Genomic DNA, 13,012 nt, shown 5'->3' on the forward strand with positions numbered 1-13,012 from the left:
ATAGTTCTTCAAACCGAGATTGTAATTCATCGGTAAACTTAAATAGATAAATATCACCAAATTCACTCATCTTCATACCAGAAGATATTAAAGATGAGGGTTGAACCATTAATTGAGTAATCATTATTCGTTCACAGTTCCTTTATTTCCATTATCTCATAAAAAATCCTGTAAATCCTAAAATCCTGGACATCCTGATTCTGACAAAGAAAATATCATATAATAGTAAAATAAATATTTACCTCAATTAACTATGCAAACCACAGAATCACCCTTACAATTGCGGCTGTGGACTGTTGATGAATACCACAGAATGGCTGAAGCAGGAATATTTGAACCAAGTGAACGAGTAGAATTATTAGAAGGGAAAATAATTTGCATAGTTACTAAAGGAACAGCCCACCGTTCAGCAGTGGGAAGAACAAATAAATTACTACAAAATCTTTTAGAAAATCAGGCTTGGATAGCTATTCAAGACCCTGTAAAATTAAATGAAAGGTCTGAACCTGAACCAGATGTTGCTGTAGTCAAAATAGATCCTTTAGACTATGTAGATCATCATCCTACACCAGATGAAATTTATTTCATTATTGAAGTTGCAGATAGTAGTTTAAAGCTGGATACAGAAATCAAAGCTAAGGCTTATTCTCAAGCAGGAATTAAAGATTATTGGGTGTTAGATGTAGTCAAACGCGAATTAATTGTATTTAGAAATCCAACAATAGACGGTTATCAAAATCAAGAAATTTTCACAGAACATCAAAAAATATCACCTTTAGATTTTCCTGATTTAGAACTTGTGATAGCGGAAATGCTACCACTTGTCTATTAAATATCAGGTTCAACACCCAGCTTTCTTAACTGTTCTATCAATCTTTCCTTTTGTTTTCTTTCCTGTTCCGTAGGAGTCAAAACCCAATTACCAGAAACATCATACCACTTTAACCAAGGTTGTTGAATATTATTATATATTCCCTCCCAAACACCCAAACCTAACTCTATTTCGGGTATCCAAAACCGATAATTTAATGATGATAAATCTATTTCTGCATAACGACCACCATCTAATTTAAACATTCTAAATGTATAGGTATAACGGTCAAAAATCGCATAGTAAGGAATCCTTAAAATCTGTTCATAAACTTCCCATTTTGTCGGCGGTTTTTCCACATCTCTTAAAGTCTGTCCTAAATCTTCCTTTTCTGTACCTGGTGAAAGTAATTCAACTATCACAAAAGGAGTAATTCCTTCTTGCCAAATTACATAACTCAAACGTAAATCACCATTTTTATAAAGGGGAGAAACACCCACAGATACAAACCAATCTGGTCTTTTATACCATGTGGGATGATTGGGATCATAATATAAATTCATATCACTAGCGGTAAAGATTTTGTCGCTAGGATAAACAGAAGATTTAAAAGTTTCGTCTAATAAACGAGGTTGTAATAAATGAAATTGATCTGGCAAACCTTTTTCCTCTGGATCTTCACTTTTAAGATCATACATCGTTGGTAATACTTCTTGAGGAGAACGTGGTGGATCTGTTTGATACATAATTGGTAATTGGTAATTAGTAATTAGTAATTGGTAATTTACTCGTTCCCATACTCTGTATGGGAATGAATTATTAAAGGCTCTGCCTTTTGTAATAAAATTTAAGTCAGAGACTCTATGATAGCATTCCCAGTCAGAGACTGGGAACGAGAGAAGGAGTGAGACAAAAATCCTGTAAATCCTTTAATCCTGGACATTCTGATTCTGACAAAAAATTCTCACGATCAACTCCTGACTAATTCCACATTTACCAACCTCTGCAAAACCTGTTTCAAAACCATCGCAGTCCAATCAATATCCGCTTCCGTTGTCTGTTTTCCTAAGGTTAACCTAATTCCTCCTAAAGCAGCTTTTTGAGAATATCCCATTGCTAATAAAATCGGACTAGGATTTAATTTACCACTATTACAAGCAGCACCCGCACTAATACCAATTCCCGCTAAATTTAACTGACGAACTAAAGTTTTACCACTGATTTTTTCACCATCTGCATATTCTAAACAAAAACTCAGATGATGGGGTAAACGATTAATCATATCACCAGTAGGAATTAAACCGGGGACATTTTCTAACAAAGAAAAGAGGCGATCGCGCAATTTTATTAATCTTATTTTTTCCCCTTCTAACTCCTTTCCAGCTAACTCCGCAGCAACCCCAAAACCAGCAATAGCGGGAGTTGCTTGTGTACCAGAACGCAATTTTTTTTCCTGGCCACCACCACCCAACAAAGGTATTAACTCCACCCCTGGACGCACATATAAAGCACCCGCACCCAAAGGACCATATAATTTATGACTAGAAATACTCAATAAATCAACAGGTAAATTATTCACATCTATCGCTAAACGTCCAGCAATTTGTACTGCATCTGTATGAAATAAAGCATCATGTAATTTAGCAATTTTTCCCAATTCTACTATAGGTTGAACTGTCCCCACTTCGCTTTGTCCATAAATCATAGATACTAAAACTGTATTATGTCGTAAAGCTGCTTTTAAATCTTCAGGATTAACTCTACCTTGTGCATCTACACCCAACCGGGTGACATCCCAACCCCAACTTTCTAACATTCCCACTGGTTCAGAAATAGCCGAATGTTCCACACTAGAAATAATAATATGTTGCGGTACAGCATAACATCGAGCTACACCCATAATCGCTAAATTATCTGCTTCCGTTCCCCCAGAAGTAAAAATAATTGATTCAGGAACAGCATTGATTAAACCTGCAACTTGCATCCGCGCAGTTTCTAAAATTAAAGCTGCACGGTTGCCCCATTCATGTAAACTAGAAGGATTACCCCACTGTTGAGTTAAAACTGATTGCATAACAGCGATCGCCTCAGGACGAGGGGGAGTAGTAGCACTGTAATCTAGATAAATTTGCATAAAATCAATAATTTTGATAATTTAACATCTATTATGGGCAATAATAAATTATTAGGAGTCAGGAGTCAGGAGTCAGAACTTTTTGCTTTCTTAGAGGATATTTTAAAAGTTGTATCTCGTATTTTTATCACATTTTTACCCCCCTTAATCTCCCCTTATCAAGGGAGGAAACAAGAAAATCCAGTTCCCTCCCCTTACCAAGGGGAGGGTTAGGGAGGGGTATAAAATATTTAATACATCAATCATGACTTTTCAAACACCCTCTTAGCACTCACAAAAAATACCTATCTCACCTCTTTACTTCCTGTCCTTCCCTTCTTCGTTGTTCGTTCTTCCATGAATTGTACATAACTTCTAACTTCCTTAATTATCCCTTATTTATTTGTATCAGATTATCATGTCCATTTTTCCCCATCTTAAGTTTTTATCTTATATATTTTTCTTTTTGTTTACTCTCACCAGTTGTCAAAAAGTCAACTCTTCAAATCAATCTTCAAATCAAAGGTTAGCACCACTACTCCAAGATCAATTAATTCAAGTTTACTTCAATCATTCCCAAGCGTCAGAATATCAAGAAACCTACCGACAACAAACCCGGTTAGGAGATGATTTAGAAAAACAGATTCTTGATCTTATTTCCCAAGCCCAATTTACCATAGATATAGCAGTCCAAGAATTACGTTTACCAAAAATTGCCCAAGCATTAGCAGAAAAACAAAAATCTGGCGTTAAAGTTCGGTTAATTTTAGAAAACAACTATTCTCGTCCTTGGAGTAGTTTAACTGATGTAGAAGTTAAAAAGTTAGAAGGAAGAGAAAAAGCAAGATACAAAGAATTTAGAAAATTTGTTGATATTAATCAAGATAATGAAATCACACTAGAGGAAATCAATCAACGTGATGCTTTAGTCATTATCAAAAATAGTAAAATTTCCTGGATAGATGACACAGCAGATGGTTCTGCTGGTAGTGGTTTGATGCACCATAAATTTATCATTGTTGATAATCGTTTTGTAATAATTACTTCTGCTAATTTTACTTTCAGTGACACTTCAGGAGATATTAGCAATTCTAGCAGTTTAGGTAATGCAAATAACTTATTGAAAATTGATAGTCAAGACTTAGCTAATTTATTTACCGAAGAATTTAATATCCTCTGGGGTGATGGACTAGGAGGAAACCCAGATAGTAAATTTGGTGTTAACAAACCTATACGTAAACCCCAAACAATTACTTTAGTCAACAATCTAATTACCGTCAACTTTTCCCCTGTTTCTCCCACTCAACCTTGGAATAATTCTAGTAATGGTTTAATTTCCCAAACCTTAGATAAATCAAGTAAAAATATAGATATGGCATTGTTTGTATTTTCCGATCAAAGAATTGCCAATATTTTGGAAAATCGCCATAATCAAAATGTAAAAATTCGCGCTTTACTTGACTCACAATTTGCCTATCGTTCCTACAGTGAAGCTTTAGATATGATGGGTTTAGCTGTAATTGAAAACTGTAAATATGAAGTTGATAACCGTCCTTGGCAAAATCCTATTACTAGCGTTGGAATACCCACATTAGCAACAGGTGATTCTTTGCATCATAAATTTGGGATTATTGATAACACAACAGTAATTACAGGTTCTCATAATTGGTCAGAAGCAGGAAATCATAATAACGACGAAACTTTGTTAATTATTGAAAGTCCTACAGTATCTGCACATTTTCAGCGTGAGTTTAACCGTCTTTATTCTACCATAGAAACAGGATTGCCGTCAACAATTCAGGCAAAAAATGATGCTGAAATTAAACAATGTCCGCAAATAAAAACTCAATCATCTATTCCTGATTTTACCAATCAAAAAATTAATCTCAACACAGCAATACAAGCAGAATCATAAACCATTAATAGACCATTAATGGTGTAGGTGACAAGTTAGCAAGCAAAAATTGACATCTTTATAAAACTTATAATAAATACCGGGTATTAGTGCTAAAATTTGATAATAATGGTAATATAATGTAAGTTAGTAAGAATATTAAGTAAATCAAGTTTCAAAAACTTGTAATCATTGAGTATTAGTCAGGTAATTAAAGTATTAAAAATGGTTGTATAGTCCGTATATTACCTACTATTAAAATGAAGAAAAACCAAGAGAATTTATATAAATATAACCTATGCTAATTATCAAAGACGAAATAAAAATTCGTCCCATGCAAAATCATAAACATGACTATTTATTAATGGAAAAATGGCGCACAGATGAAAAAGTATTACAATTCTATGGGGGAAGAGATCAACCTTATGATTTAGAGAAGGCAATCAAAACCTATAAGCCCAGAATATTAGGAAAAGAATCACTTATTCCCAGGATTTTCTCATATCAAAATATAGACATTGGTTATTTACAATATTATGAACTGAATAAACTACCAGAACATATTAGCAAAATGTATTCTTTACAAGATACAAATAATGTCTATGGCATTGACTTATTTATCGGTGAAACTCAATATTGGAATCAGGGAATTGGGACAAAAGTGTTATCTTTAGCGATAGAATATCTATTTAACACCCTGCAAGCGTTAAAAATAGTAATTGATCCTAATGTAAAAAATCACCGTGCTATTCGCTGCTATGAAAAATGTGGGTTTGTGAAAATTAAGCTGTTACCATGTCATGATCTACACGAAGGTAAATATCAGGATTGTTGGCTAATGGCAAGAGAACGTAATATAGCAGGTGACAGGTGACAGCTGACAGGTGACAGGTGACAGTGTGAAAAGTCTTTTACCTTATGGCTTTTGATATAAATTGCGTATCTGATTCAAGTCCATATCACAATAAATCATTACACTAAGAATAACACTAAAAATAAATCAACCTGCTAGAATTTAGCTTCTGAGCAAAACCATGACACAAACAACTACAAAAACAACTACAAAAATCTGTATACTAGGTGGAGGCTTTGGAGGTCTCTACACCGCCTTACGGTTAAGCCAGTTACCCTGGGAAAATACACCCAAACCTGAGATAATCTTAGTAGATCAGAGCGATCGCTTTCTATTCTCTCCCCTACTTTACGAACTCCTCACTGGCGAACTACAAACCTGGGAAATAGCCCCACCATACCAAGAACTGCTACAAGGGACAGGAGTACGTTTTCATCAAGCCACAATCTCAGAAATCGACACTGACAAACAACAGGTACAATTGCAAGATGGGCAAAAAATCGACTACGATCGCCTAGTATTAGCATTAGGTGGCGAAACACCCCTAGATTTAGTACCCGGTGCAGTCAACCATGCTTACCCCTTCCGTACCATCACGGATGCTTATCACCTAGAAGAACGCCTGAGAATTTTAGAAGCATCAAATCCTGAAAAAATTCGTGTTGCCATAGTTGGCGGTGGTTACAGTGGCGTAGAATTAGCTTGTAAACTAGCAGATAGACTAGGAGAAAAAGGCAGATTTCGCCTGATTGAAATCAGTGATCAAATTTTAAGAAATTCCCCAGAATTTAACCGCGAAGCCGCAAAACAAGCCTTAGATGCTAGAGGCGTGTTTATAGATTTAGAAACCAAAGTATTATCAATAGGAGAAAATACCATTTCCCTGGAGTATAAAAATCAAGTAGATGAAATTCCTGTAGATTTGGTAATTTGGACAATCGGTACAAGAGTTTCCCCAGTGGTAAAAAATCTACCCCTCAAGCAAAACCAACGCGGACAAATCACCACTACAACCACATTACAAGTCTTAGAACATCCCGAAATTTTCGCTTTAGGAGACTTAGCAGACTGTAAAGATGCAGAAGAAAAACAAGTACCCGCAACCGCCCAAGTAGCATTTCAACAAGCAGATTATACAGCATGGAACATTTGGGCATCTTTAACAAATCGTCCTTTACTTCCCTTCCGCTATCAACAACTAGGGGAAATGATGGCTTTGGGAATAGATAACGCCACCCTCACAGGTTTAGGTGTTAAACTCGATGGTTCTTTAGCATACATCGCCCGTCGGTTAGCTTATTTATACAGATTACCAACCTTAGAACATCAGTTAAAAGTCGGGTTTAATTGGTTAGTTAGTCCGATCATTAAAACACTTTCTCAGTAAAATAGGTAATCGGTAATTGGTAATTGGTAATTGGTGATTGGTAAGAATAAACTCTTCCCTTTTGCCTCTTGCCTCTTGCCTCTTGCCTTCTTACTGTCACCTGTCACCTGATCTCCTTATGAAAAAACCAAAAGTTATTTTTTTAGATGCTGTAGGTACACTATTTGGTGTTAAAGGTAGTGTAGGGGCAATTTATAGTCAAATAGCCCAGGAATTTGCCGTTACAGTTGCCCCAGAAATTTTAAATAAAGAATTTTTTAAAAGCTTTAAAGCAGCACCACCACCGATATTTCTTGATCCAGATATTAAAGATATTCCCCAACGAGAATTTGACTGGTGGCGGATCATCGCCCTCAATACCTTTGAAGGTGCAGGGGTACTCAGGGAATTTTCTGATTTTTCAGCTTTTTTTAGCGAACTTTATATACATTTTGGTACTGCTGAACCTTGGTTTGTTTATCCAGATGTTCCTTTAGCTTTAGTGAACTGGCGACGGTTGGGAGTTGAGTTGGGTGTTTTATCTAACTTTGATTCTCGGTTATACTCAGTATTACAAAGCTTAGGACTCAGAGACTATTTTAAATCTATTACCATTTCTACCCAAGTACGTACAGCTAAACCAGATCCGGAAATTTTTAACATAGCTTTGCAAAGTCATAACTGTTCACCAGAAGAAGCATGGCATATTGGCGACAGTATTACAGATGACTATCATGGCGCAAGAAAGGCTGGTTTAAGGGGTATTTGGATTAACCGCCAGTAAAATTATTAAATAACTCACCAAATTTTGGTGATGAATTGTTTGGTTATATCCGCTGGGATAAAAATACTAACTGGGAAGATGTGGACGGACTAGAAGCAGCTAAAAATCTGCCACCGACTTTAAAACAGCACTTAAAAATGGGTTAAACCTGAAAATAGCTGTAAATAGTTTCCTAGAATCAACAGGAATATTAAGATAAGACGCTAGGGATATTCTGTATAGACCGATATATACCAGGAGTCAGGAGTCGTAGGGGCGAAGCTTGAAGGCGACCAATGATCAATTTTATGAAAAGGCTATTTTTCTGCAAGGGCGAAGCATTCGGGCGACCAATGATCAATTTTATGAAAAGGCTATTTTCCGAATGCTTCGCCCCTACTTCGCCCGTACAGGAGTCAGGAGTAAAACCCTATTAGAGTGAGAGTTTCATGATTCATTGATGTCCTAACTACTCTGTCTACGGCTATATTTGAGAGTCTATCCCGTCATCCACTGTTTGTTGTTGAATCTATGAAGTCTTATTTAGCCGCCGCTATTCAAATGACCAGTGTGCCTGATCTAGAGAAAAATTTGGCACAAGCAGAAGAATTTATTGATCTGGCCGTGCGCCAGGGTGCTGAGTTAGTGGGTTTGCCAGAAAATTTCTCTTTTATGGGAGAGGAAAAAGATAAACTTGCCCAAGGAGATGCGATCGCCCAAACAACAGAGACATTTCTCAAAAAAATGGCGCAACGCTTTCAAGTTACTATCCTGGGCGGCGGCTTTCCTGTACCTGTAAATAGCACAGGTAAAGTTTACAATACGGCTTTACTTATTGATCCTAATGGTCAAGAACTTGCTCGCTACCACAAGGCACATTTATTTGATGTCAATGTCCCTGATGGTAACACCTATCAAGAATCTAGCACCGTTATGGCTGGTAAGGAATTACCCCCAATCTATTTTTCGGAAAACTTGGGTAATATTGGACTTTCTATTTGTTATGATGTCCGCTTTCCAGAATTATATCGGCATTTAGCAGATAAGGAAGTCCATGTTGTGTTTGTTCCTGCGGCTTTCACGGCTTTTACAGGGAAAGACCACTGGCAAGTATTATTACAAGCTAGAGCAATTGAAAATACTTGTTATGTCATTGCACCGGCTCAAACTGGTACTAACTATGCTCGTCGTCAAACCCACGGACACGCCATGATTATTGATCCTTGGGGTGTAATTTTAGCTGATGCGGGGGATAAACCAGGAGTGGCGATCGCTGAAATTAAACCTTCTCGTTTGGAACAGGTGCGCCGTCAAATGCCATCTTTACAGCATCGAGTCTTTTAGCAAATTAGATCCCCGACTTCTTGAAGAAATTGGGGATCTAGCTACAAATATCAATGATCAAAATTGAGTTTTCATACCTTCGGTGTAAATATTATCTAGGGTTTGCTGAAAAAAAACCGGGAACCACAAACGCCCCCGGTTTATTTATCTATAGGTATAGCAAGGCTATACCCTATTTTATTTTTGAGAAAAAATTAAACTTTAGCAGCAGCTTTCATTACTAATTCGCCTTTAGCGTATTTAGCAGCAAACTCTTCTAAAGAAACTTGTTTGATCTTGCTTGCATTACCAGCAGTTCCAAACTGTTGATAACGGTCAGCACAAACTTTTTGCATATACTTAATCGAAGGCTTCAAGAAATGACGAGGATCAAATTCCTTGGGACCTTTAGCCAAAGCTTCACGTACAGCCGCAGTGATAGCCAAACGGTTATCAGTGTCAATATTTACCTTACGCACACCACTCTTGATACCTTTTTGAATTTCTTCAACAGGTACGCCGTAGGTTTCAGGAATAGCACCACCAAACTCGTTGATCAATGCAATTAAATCTTCGGGTACAGAAGAAGAACCGTGCATTACCAAGTGGGTGTTAGGTAAACGGCGGTGAATTTCTTCAATGCGGCTGATCGCTAAAATTTCGCCAGTGGGTTTACGGGTAAATTTATAAGCACCGTGGCTAGTGCCAATAGCAACAGCCAAAGCATCTACTTGGGTAGCTTCTACAAACTCAACAGCTTGATCAGGATCGGTTAACAATTGAGAATGATCCAGAGTACCTTCAAAACCGTGGCCATCTTCAGCTTCACCAGCACCGGTTTCTAAAGAACCTAAACAACCTAACTCACCTTCAACGCTCACACCCAAAGAGTGAGCAACATTGACAACTTCTTTGGTGACAGCAACGTTATATTCAAAGCTGGCAGGAGTTTTAGCATCAGCTTCCAAAGAACCATCCATCATCACGCTGGTGAAGTTGTTCTTGATAGCTGAATAGCAGGTAGAAGGAGCATTACCATGATCTTGGTGCATGACAATGGGAATATGAGGATAGGTTTCTACCGCTGCCAAAATCAGGTGGCGCAGAAAGTTTTCACCAGCGTAGTTACGAGCGCCGCGAGAAGCTTGTAAAATTACAGGGCTATCTGTTTCATCGGCAGCTTTCATGATTGCTTGAATCTGCTCTAAGTTGTTAACGTTAAAAGCAGGGATACCGTAACCGTTTTCAGCAGCGTGATCCAAAAGTAGCCGCATAGGTACAAGCGCCATAGATAGTCCTCCTAATGTGTTTGTCAGCTAATCAGTTTTAGACAGGCGTAATGTTTACGCTAATCTTAAGAGTTTTTTCAACTTATAGGAAATTATATCTAGTATGGGGTGTTTATGTTGAAAAAGTTTGCGGTCTTACTCTATCAAGGTAATCTATAGTTTCCATGTACTGTTGTCATATTAGCTACTGTCAACAGTGTTGGTTTGGTAGGCTAGGTGACTGGTGACTGGTGACTGGGAATAATGGATCTGTTGTTTGCTTCCTAACTCGCCACTTTTGACTTTTGACTTTTGACTTCCCCAAGGGCGCTCCTGTTTCCTTGCTGACTACAGCAGTTTTCATGTCTTTAGACCACAGTCAGGGCGAAGCATTCGGATGATAGTCTTAGGTAAAAACCGATAATTAATTGTCCGAATGCTGATGCTTCCAGCACGCTTCGCGAACGCCCCTACATTTTTGAAGCGAAACCTAAATCAAAATGTGGTTTATTTACCTGAAAATAGCTGTAATGCCAAAATTACGATCGCATAAGGTAACATCAACAAAAATTGATAGGGAATATTTGCACCCAAGGCTTGTATTCTCATGGATATCAAGCTTTGGATCGGGTTCAATCTAGCGCAAATCAAGTAAACTTAACTAAATTGTTGTGCATAAAACCGCGCATATCTTCCTTCTAATGCTAACAATTCTTCATGATTTCCTGATTCGACAATTTGCCCTTTTTCTAAGACTAATATGCGATCGCATTTTCTCACTGTTGATAATCTATGGGCAATAATTAACACCGTGCGATTTTCCATTAATCTTTCTAAAGCCTCCTGTACTAAGGCTTCTGACTCGGAATCTAAGGCTGATGTTGCTTCATCCAGTATCAAAATTTGCGGATTTAAGAGTACAGCACGGGCGATCGCTATTCTCTGTCTTTGTCCTCCTGATAAGTTTACACCTCTCTCACCTACCCAAGTTTGATAACCTGCGGGTAATTGCATAATAAATTGATGAGCGTTAGCGATTTTTGCAGCTTCTTCGACTGCTGTCATCTCAAAGTTTTCTTGTCCAAAAGCAATATTTTGAGCGATAGTTCCTGAAAACATAATTGTTTCTTGGGGAACAATACCAATTTGTTTTCTTAAACTATTTAATGTTACATCTTTAATATTAACATCATCTATAAAAATATCCCCAGATTCAGGATCATAAAACCTTGGTAATAAATTCACAAATGTAGTTTTTCCCGCACCAGAAGCACCGACAAGTGCAATAGCTTCTCCTGGATTTACTAATAAGCTAATATTATTTAATACCAGTTCACCAGGTTTATAAGAAAAACTTACATCACGATATTCAACTTTACCATTCACATCAGGAAGGGTAATAGAAATTGGGTTTTCTAATACCGTCGGTTGAATAGCTAATAACTCAAAAACCCGATCAACAGAAGCCTCACCTTGTTTAAATTCATTATAATTATTGGTAGTATGACCGATAGGATCAATTAGCAAAGCTGCTGCTGCTAAATAACTGAAAAATTCACCTACCGTTAAATTATTTTGGGAAATTTGCCAAGCTCCCACCATCAACAAAGATAAAGCACTGACAGCTTCTAAAAAACCCACAATGGGAATTTGTATTGCTTTTAATCTTTCGGCGGAATATTTAGCTTTTAAAGTTCTTTCTGCTTCATGACTAAATCTATTAATTTCGTAAGTTTCTGCTGCAAAAGCTTGAATTAAACGAATCCCACTAAAAACTTCTGTTAAAATAGCTGATAAATCAGAAATTCGGTTTTGACTTTTGAGCGAAAATTTGCGTAAACGTTCCCCAAACCAACCAATTAAAATTCCCATAATTGGCGCTACAATTACCGTAGCTAGGGTAAGTTGCCAATTTAAATAAATCATGTAAATGGGAATAGCAATTAGTTGTAAAACACAGGGAATCAAATCATGAAACACCTTATTTACAACTTCCCCAACTCGGTCTACATCTTCTGTTAACCTATAAGATAAATCTCCAGCTTTTGCAGTTTCAAAATAACTGAGATTGAGTTTTTGTAAGTGGGTATAAACCTGTTGACGGAGATAAAAAGCAACCCTTAAAGCTGCCTTAGCCATATATAAATCTTGTACAGATTGAAAAAAACCCCGCACAAGAAATACTAAAGCACAAAATCCCGTTAATTGAGCGATCGCCACTACATTACCCTGTCCAAAGGGAACTGCTAATTTACCTGCAAGATTAATTAGCGTTAACGTAGCTAAAACATAGCCTATAATACCCACAAATCCCTTAGAAATAGTTTCCCATTGTTTGCGGATATAGGGTAAAAGTAACCAATAATTAGAACGATTTTTAGTCATTAGTCATTAGTCAGTACATATTTGTAAATGCGAATTTGTTCTACTAGCAGGTCTACGACCGTTACCATTTCTATGACTGGATGCTCAACTTGGATACGGGTGATCATTTCCATAAAGTAAAAATGACCAGATTTAACGAGGAGAAATTCTATAGTTACTGCACCAGTGTAGTTGATAAACTAGGCGGCTCTGACGGCTGCTTGTCCCATTTTTTCCCGCAGTTCTTGGTCAAGGGC

At 37.2% G+C, this 13,012-nt stretch carries 11 protein-coding genes and 2 pseudogenes; 6 read left to right on the forward strand and 7 right to left on the reverse strand.

The features are described 5' to 3' along the window. Positions 1–253 precede the first annotated feature (253 nt). Entirely contained in the window at positions 254–832 is a 579-nt protein-coding gene (locus FFR48_RS18890; protein WP_137668438.1) for a Uma2 family endonuclease, read from the forward strand. Here FFR48_RS18890 and FFR48_RS18895 read toward each other — a convergent pair. Both FFR48_RS18895 and FFR48_RS18900 read right to left on the reverse strand, forming a co-directional pair. Further along, positions 829–1,557, reverse strand: a complete 729-nt coding sequence (locus FFR48_RS18895; protein ID WP_137668439.1) for a Uma2 family endonuclease — start codon at positions 1,555–1,557, stop codon at positions 829–831. The two genes, FFR48_RS18890 and FFR48_RS18895, sit on opposite strands and share 4 nt — an antisense overlap. A 224-nt stretch (positions 1,558–1,781) precedes the next feature. After that, positions 1,782–2,945, reverse strand: coding sequence for a cysteine desulfurase family protein (locus tag FFR48_RS18900; RefSeq protein ID WP_096567591.1), 1,164 nt, complete (start codon positions 2,943–2,945; stop codon positions 1,782–1,784). A 397-nt stretch (positions 2,946–3,342) separates the two neighbouring features. Between FFR48_RS18900 and FFR48_RS18905 the strand changes: the two genes are divergently transcribed. The 5 genes from FFR48_RS18905 (at position 3,343) to FFR48_RS18925 (ending at position 9,144) form a co-directional block, all read left to right on the forward strand. Beyond that, complete coding sequence (locus tag FFR48_RS18905) at positions 3,343–4,839, forward strand: phospholipase D-like domain-containing protein (RefSeq protein ID WP_371851460.1); 1,497 nt, start codon at positions 3,343–3,345, stop codon at positions 4,837–4,839. 277 nt (positions 4,840–5,116) lie between these two features. Continuing rightward, positions 5,117–5,692 carry a GNAT family N-acetyltransferase gene (locus FFR48_RS18910; RefSeq protein WP_096567587.1) on the forward strand — a complete coding sequence of 192 codons (576 nt, stop codon included), beginning with the start codon at positions 5,117–5,119 and terminating at the stop codon, positions 5,690–5,692. A 160-nt stretch (positions 5,693–5,852) separates the two neighbouring features. Next, entirely contained in the window at positions 5,853–7,058 is a 1,206-nt protein-coding gene (locus tag FFR48_RS18915) for an NAD(P)/FAD-dependent oxidoreductase (protein WP_096567585.1), read from the forward strand. 118 nt (positions 7,059–7,176) lie between these two features. Continuing rightward, positions 7,177–7,821 carry an HAD-IA family hydrolase gene (locus tag FFR48_RS18920; RefSeq protein ID WP_096567583.1) on the forward strand — a complete coding sequence of 215 codons (645 nt, stop codon included), beginning with the start codon at positions 7,177–7,179 and terminating at the stop codon, positions 7,819–7,821. Positions 7,822–8,331: 510 nt separating this feature from the next. After that, positions 8,332–9,144, forward strand: a complete 813-nt coding sequence (locus FFR48_RS18925; protein ID WP_137668441.1) for a carbon-nitrogen hydrolase family protein — start codon at positions 8,332–8,334, stop codon at positions 9,142–9,144. Positions 9,145–9,338: 194 nt separating this feature from the next. Here the strand turns inward: FFR48_RS18925 and fba are convergent, their stop codons facing one another. The 5 genes and pseudogenes from fba to FFR48_RS18950 form a co-directional block, all read right to left on the reverse strand. After that, positions 9,339–10,412 (reverse strand): class II fructose-bisphosphate aldolase, encoded by a 1,074-nt coding sequence (gene fba, locus FFR48_RS18930; protein WP_096567579.1) that lies wholly within the window; start codon positions 10,410–10,412, stop codon positions 9,339–9,341. A 190-nt stretch (positions 10,413–10,602) separates the two neighbouring features. Next, positions 10,603–10,755 carry a hypothetical protein gene (locus FFR48_RS18935; RefSeq protein WP_162501917.1) on the reverse strand — a complete coding sequence of 51 codons (153 nt, stop codon included), beginning with the start codon at positions 10,753–10,755 and terminating at the stop codon, positions 10,603–10,605. A gap of 143 nt (positions 10,756–10,898) precedes the next feature. Then, positions 10,899–11,006, reverse strand: a pseudogene (locus FFR48_RS18940) (ABC transporter permease); the annotation flags it as partial. A gap of 42 nt (positions 11,007–11,048) precedes the next feature. Continuing rightward, positions 11,049–12,776: an ABC transporter ATP-binding protein gene (locus FFR48_RS18945; protein ID WP_137668442.1), complete on the reverse strand. Its 1,728-nt coding sequence runs from the start codon at positions 12,774–12,776 to the stop codon at positions 11,049–11,051. Positions 12,777–12,802: 26 nt separating this feature from the next. Beyond that, positions 12,803–13,012, reverse strand: a pseudogene (locus FFR48_RS18950) (ATP-binding protein); the annotation flags it as partial.

This window comes from Sphaerospermopsis reniformis (assembly GCF_005402885.1).
Lineage (GTDB): Bacteria > Cyanobacteriota > Cyanobacteriia > Cyanobacteriales > Nostocaceae > Sphaerospermopsis > Sphaerospermopsis kisseleviana.

Coding starts and splice junctions, on each gene's coding strand:
- FFR48_RS18945 (WP_137668442.1), bottom strand. CDS start 12,776: ATGACTAAAAATCGTTCTAATTATTGGTTACTTTTACCCTATATCCGC.
- FFR48_RS18905 (WP_371851460.1), top strand. CDS start 3,343: ATGTCCATTTTTCCCCATCTTAAGTTTTTATCTTATATATTTTTCTTT.
- FFR48_RS18895 (WP_137668439.1), bottom strand. CDS start 1,557: ATGTATCAAACAGATCCACCACGTTCTCCTCAAGAAGTATTACCAACG.
- FFR48_RS18920 (WP_096567583.1), top strand. CDS start 7,177: ATGAAAAAACCAAAAGTTATTTTTTTAGATGCTGTAGGTACACTATTT.
- FFR48_RS18915 (WP_096567585.1), top strand. CDS start 5,853: ATGACACAAACAACTACAAAAACAACTACAAAAATCTGTATACTAGGT.
- FFR48_RS18925 (WP_137668441.1), top strand. CDS start 8,332: ATGAAGTCTTATTTAGCCGCCGCTATTCAAATGACCAGTGTGCCTGAT.
- FFR48_RS18935 (WP_162501917.1), bottom strand. CDS start 10,755: ATGAAAACTGCTGTAGTCAGCAAGGAAACAGGAGCGCCCTTGGGGAAG.
- FFR48_RS18890 (WP_137668438.1), top strand. CDS start 254: ATGCAAACCACAGAATCACCCTTACAATTGCGGCTGTGGACTGTTGAT.
- FFR48_RS18910 (WP_096567587.1), top strand. CDS start 5,117: ATGCTAATTATCAAAGACGAAATAAAAATTCGTCCCATGCAAAATCAT.
- fba (WP_096567579.1), bottom strand. CDS start 10,412: ATGGCGCTTGTACCTATGCGGCTACTTTTGGATCACGCTGCTGAAAAC.
- FFR48_RS18900 (WP_096567591.1), bottom strand. CDS start 2,945: ATGCAAATTTATCTAGATTACAGTGCTACTACTCCCCCTCGTCCTGAG.